The organism is Nocardia tenerifensis NBRC 101015, from assembly GCF_000308715.1.
In the GTDB taxonomy this organism is placed as follows: domain Bacteria; phylum Actinomycetota; class Actinomycetes; order Mycobacteriales; family Mycobacteriaceae; genus Nocardia; species Nocardia tenerifensis.
Genome location: NZ_BAGH01000511.1, coordinates 1 through 4820, shown reverse-complemented (window position 1 = coordinate 4820; position 4820 = coordinate 1). Strand labels below are relative to the sequence as shown.

Sequence of the window (4820 nt, the reverse complement as noted above, 5' to 3'; positions counted from 1 at the left end):
TCGTTCTTTTCTGAGGACATCGAGAAGTCGCGCGGCGTCAACCGCACCACCAGGAGCACAGCCAGCACGGTGATGCCCGCTCCGATGAACGAGGTCGCGGTCAACGCCGAATCGAACGCGTCCCGAGCATGATTCATGATGACCTCCCCCACCTCCCCGCCCTTGCGCGCCGCCACGGCGGCCGCGCCGCCGACCGACCCGCATGGCGCCGAGTGCGATCTGCGGAACGAAGATCGCGACCGCGGCCGCGGTGAACGGACCGCGCCGGAACAGCCGCACGTCCAGCAGCGGGTCGTCGAGGTGGAGCTGACGTCGGGCGAAAAGCGCCAGCGCCGCAAGGCCTATCGCCAACACCACCAGATCGGCGACGGTCAGCGACCCGGTCGCGGTGTGCTTGATGCCCCACGCCACCGCCATGATGCCGACCACCGACAGGCCCGCGCCCACCAGGTCCAGCGACTGCCCCCGCCCCGGCGACCGGAACTCGGGCAGCAGCGGGACGCTCACCGCGATGATCGCGATCGCGCACGGCAGGTTCAGCCAGAAGGCCGCGCGCCAGCCGGAGTTCTGCACCAGCAGGCCACCGACCACCGGACCGGCCGCCGCACCGAGGCCGGTCACCGCCGACCAGATCGCGATGGCGCGCACGCGTTCTCGATCGTCGGTGAAGATATTGCGGATCATCGACACCGTCGAGGGCATCAGCATCGCCGCGCCGATCGCGCACAGCGCGCGCCCCACCAGCAGCTGCCACGGCTCGTTCGCGGTGGCGGCGACGATCGACGCGAGCGCGAACACCACCCACCCCGCGACGAACATGCGCTTGCGGCCGATCCGGTCCCCCAGTCCGCCGCACAGCACGAGCAGTCCGCCGAGCAGCAGCGCGTAGATATCGACAATCCACAACTGCGTCAACGGATCCGGCTGCATATCCCGAATGACCGCGGGGAACGCCACATTCAGGATCGTCACGTCCATCATCACCACGAAGACGCTCGCGCACAGCACGGCGAGCATCGCCCAGCGCGCGCCGGTACCGGTACGGTCGGTGCCCATCTCGGATGTCCTTCCAGCTGGAGTCGTCGCCGGACCGGCGCGGCGTCAGTCGGCGCGCAGCAACGGCTGGGTGGTGCAGCGGAACGCGCCGCCGAACAGCCGCGAGACCGAGAAGTCGATGTACTCCACGGTGATTCCGCGCCCCTCGAGTTCCTTGCCGACCCGTTCGAACTCCGGATCGGTGAGGTAGGTGCTCGGATCGATCGACAATCCGTTGGTCGCCATGGCCGCCGCCTCGTCCTCGCTGACCTCGATCTGTTCCCAATCACGCAGTGCGGCAGGCAATCCGGCGGGCAGTCGGGCGGGGCAGGAGATCATCAGTCCGTCCCGGATCAGGCTGATCGCGCAGTCCAGGTGCAGCACATGCTCCGGCAGCGTGACCTCGGTGACGGTGAACCCGAACGGCTCGAGGTACTTCGCCAGCCAGCGGTAGCCGAGCTCGTTGGTGGCCATGCCCGAGCAGCCGACGAAGATCTCCTTGCCGAGCACCAGGACGTCACCGCCCTCGAGGAACGGACCCCCGCCGGGGTGGCCGAGCGGCGACGCCTCCGGCTGCGGCAGCGCGACGTAGCGGGCGCTGGACGGCACGACCCGGTCGAGCAGCAGTTGCCGGCTCGGCAGCACCTCCATCCGGCGATGCGGGAACTGCAGTACGCCCTCGATCACGTGCTCACCCACGGTGAACCAGGGGTCGCGCACGAAGAAGTTGGCGTAACCGGTGTCCCCCGCCGCCTCCTTCTCCGTGTCGTTGAACAGCCGCGGCCGCAGCACCTCCACGCCGTGCCGGGTCAGCACCGCCGCAAGTTCGTCGCGCTCGGCCTCCCATGCCTTCTGCTTTTCCGGGTACACCTCGCCGAAGTCCTTACCCCACACCGCCTCGAGGATCTCCACCGCGCTGTCCTCCACCGGCATGGAGTGCCCGAGGATCGCGGCATTGGCGGGCGCGCGGAACTCGCTCTGGGATACGACCACGCTGCGCAGCGGCGCGAACTCGCTGTCGACCCGGACCTTCGCAGTTTCAGCAACCATGGAATCGAATCCTAAAAACCCGAATCGGACACTGTCCACGAATGGCTTAGGCCCACATAACCTGCGAAATCATGGGGCTGTCCGGGACCGAGACACCGCGGCATCGCCGTAACCCATGAACTATTGCAACCAACCAGCAACCATTTGTGCGGTCGATCGTTATCGTGCGTGTGCCCGCCGCCTCTTGACGCTGCGACGAAACGCCGGTACGTGCGAAAGGGGAGTTCAGGACGGCCGGACGAGACCCGCCGGGGCGAAGGGCGCGCTGCCCGCCGGGACGGCCCGCTCGCCGAGCGAACCGCCGCACGCGGTCAGGTAGTCCCGCAGGGTGTCCGCAGCAGCCGTGAGGTGGCGGTGCAGGACGGCGGTGGCGGCCGCGGCGTCGCGGGCCTCGGCCGCGTCGGCGAGGGCGTGGTGTTCGGCCTGGCCGATGGCGTCGGCGCCGAGTCCGGCGAGGTGGAGCCGGATGATCTGCTCCTCCTCTTCCAGGGCAGCGCGCACCAGCTTCAGCAAGCGATAGTTGGTCGCTTTCCGGCACAGCGACATGTGGAACTCGGTATTCAGGCGCCCCACGGTGACGGGGTCGGTTTCCGTATCCAAACGGCGGGCGAGGCTTCGAGTTTCGTGGATATCGGCGTCGGTGAGATTCGGAATCGATAATTCCAGCGCGGCGGGTTCGATGATCAGGCGCAGGTCATATGTTTCCAAGAAGTCGACCGGGTCGATGTTCACGGCGACGGCGCCCTTGCCCGTCCGCAACCGGACGAGGCCTTTTGCCTCCAGCTGAATCAGGGCCTCGCGCACCGGCATACGACTCACCCCGAAAACCTCGGCGAGCTCCTCCTGCCGCAGCGGCGTTCCGGGGCGAATGGTTCCGTTCAGGATCGCCTCCGACAGAGTCGACTCGATAACCGACCTGGATTGTGTCTGCGGCACCGAAATGTGCCCCAGCGCAGCCATGATCGGTCTGTGTCGTGCGCTCATCAGAACGGTGCCGCCTACCTCTGCGTGGAGTGTTCGCATCCGGATCCGGATCCAGTTCAGTTTCTAACACTCCCCGGCCCCGGCGGACAACATTTCGCCTCGCCGCGCGTTGTTCCCGTGCGTCCCTTAGTTATTTATGGGATGAATCATTGCCGCCGGGACGATCGCGGCACACGCGAGCGCGCCCATTATTACAAGCGCGAACGCGAGTGTGGTGGAGGTGTAGAGGCTGCCGAAGGCCGCGACGCCGAGGACGAAACTGAATTGGAACGTGGTGGTGGCGATGCCCGTGGCGTCCGGCACCTGGCCGGGGCGCACATGCGCCACCGTCAATCCGAGCATCGGCGTGAAGCAGGCCCCGTAGCCGAATCCGGCCACCGCCAACAGCATCGCGGCCGAACCGGTGTCGAGGCCGTCGCCGTGTTCGATCGCGCCCATCAGGATCAGGCTGCCGCCGAGTACGGCGAGGCCGGCGATGGTCAGGGCGAGGTGTCGCCGGTGCGGCACCAGCGAGCCCGGCGCCGAGCCGATCCCGAACCCGATCGCGAAGGGCACCAGCGCGAGTCCGGCCGCCGCGGCGCTGTGCCCGTGCTGGTCCTGGAGATCGGCGGCCACGCAGAACAGCACCCCGGTGTAGGTGGTGCTCGACAACAGCAACGCGATCAGGCCGGGCCGCATGCCGGGCACCGCCATGATGCTCAGGTCGAGTAGCGGAGCGCCATTGCGCCGCAGCTGGATTCGCTGCCACGCGACGAACACCGCGAGCACCGCGACGCCCAGGGCCGCGACCGCCCAGCCGAACCCTGACCACCCGGTGTCGGGGCCGAGCGCGAGGGCGCCCGTGATCGACGCGGCGCCGACGGTCAGCAGGCCGACCCCGGCCAGGTCGAGTCGCCTTGGGGAAACCGCGATCTCGGGCAGCAACCGGGCGGCTCCGGCCAGCACCGCGACGCCTATCGGCAGATTGATCAAAAAGACTGTCCGCCAGCCCAATCCGAAGACGTCGAGGCTGATCAGCGCGCCGCCGATGGCGAGTCCGGAGGTGGCGCCGATGGAGATCATCGCGCCGTAGGCGGCCAGCGCCCGCGTACGCGCCTTACCGACGAAGTCCGCCTGGATGAACGAGATCGCCTGCGGCACAGCCATGGCCGCGCCCAGCCCCTGGACGGCGCGCGCACCGATCAGCACGACGGCGTCGGGCGCCGAGCCGATCAGCACGGAGCTGACGGTGAACACCGCGATCCCGATCAGGAACAGTCGGCGCCTGCCGCGGTCGGAACCCAGTCGTGCGCCGGTGATCAGCATGCTCGCGTAGGTGAGCGTGTAGGCCGTGACCGCGAGCGCGGCGGTCCCCGGCTCGATCCCCAGGTCCTGCTGGATCGAGGGGGCCGCGATATTGCCGACGGTGGTGTCCATCGACGACATGAACTGTCCGGTCAGCACGACCGCGAGCGCCAGCCAACGCCGGGGGGACCCGGGTACGGTCCCGTCGACAGTCGGCGGCGGGGCCGTCCGCACCCGCTCCGGCGGCATCGTCACCGTCGCGGGCCGCCGTGTCCGGTGTTCTCCTCGGCGAGTAGCTCTTCCATCGCCGCGACGCAGTCGAAGACGTCGACGTGCCGGATGTAGAGCGGCGCCAGTCCGAAGCGCAGCAGGTCCGGCGGGCGCAGTTCGAGATGGAAACCGCGGGCCGCCAGGCCTTTCGCGAGCCGCTCGGCCGAGTCACTGTGCAGCGACACGTGGCTGCCGCG

5 protein-coding genes are annotated in these 4820 nt (G+C 68.4%); all 5 read right to left on the bottom strand.

The features are described 5' to 3' along the window. The coding region (locus ON39_RS34760) for an MFS transporter (RefSeq protein ID WP_218006193.1) at positions 1-1056 on the bottom strand (1056 nt) is incomplete at its 3' end. 45 nt (positions 1057-1101) lie between these two features. Continuing rightward, positions 1102-2085, bottom strand: a complete 984-nt coding sequence (locus ON39_RS34755; RefSeq protein WP_040740548.1) for a dimethylarginine dimethylaminohydrolase family protein — start codon at positions 2083-2085, stop codon at positions 1102-1104. Positions 2086-2310: 225 nt separating this feature from the next. Beyond that, positions 2311-3045 (bottom strand): GntR family transcriptional regulator, encoded by a 735-nt coding sequence (locus ON39_RS34750; protein ID WP_063713422.1) that lies wholly within the window; start codon positions 3043-3045, stop codon positions 2311-2313. 150 nt (positions 3046-3195) lie between these two features. Continuing rightward, the gene (locus tag ON39_RS34745) at positions 3196-4602 is read right to left on the bottom strand and encodes an MFS transporter (RefSeq protein WP_051187484.1); all 1407 of its coding nucleotides are present in this window, start codon (positions 4600-4602) and stop codon (positions 3196-3198) included. A gap of 2 nt (positions 4603-4604) precedes the next feature. Then, a partial coding sequence (locus tag ON39_RS34740) for a kynureninase/PvdN C-terminal domain-containing protein (RefSeq protein ID WP_040740547.1) occupies positions 4605-4820 on the bottom strand: 216 nt, incomplete at its 5' end.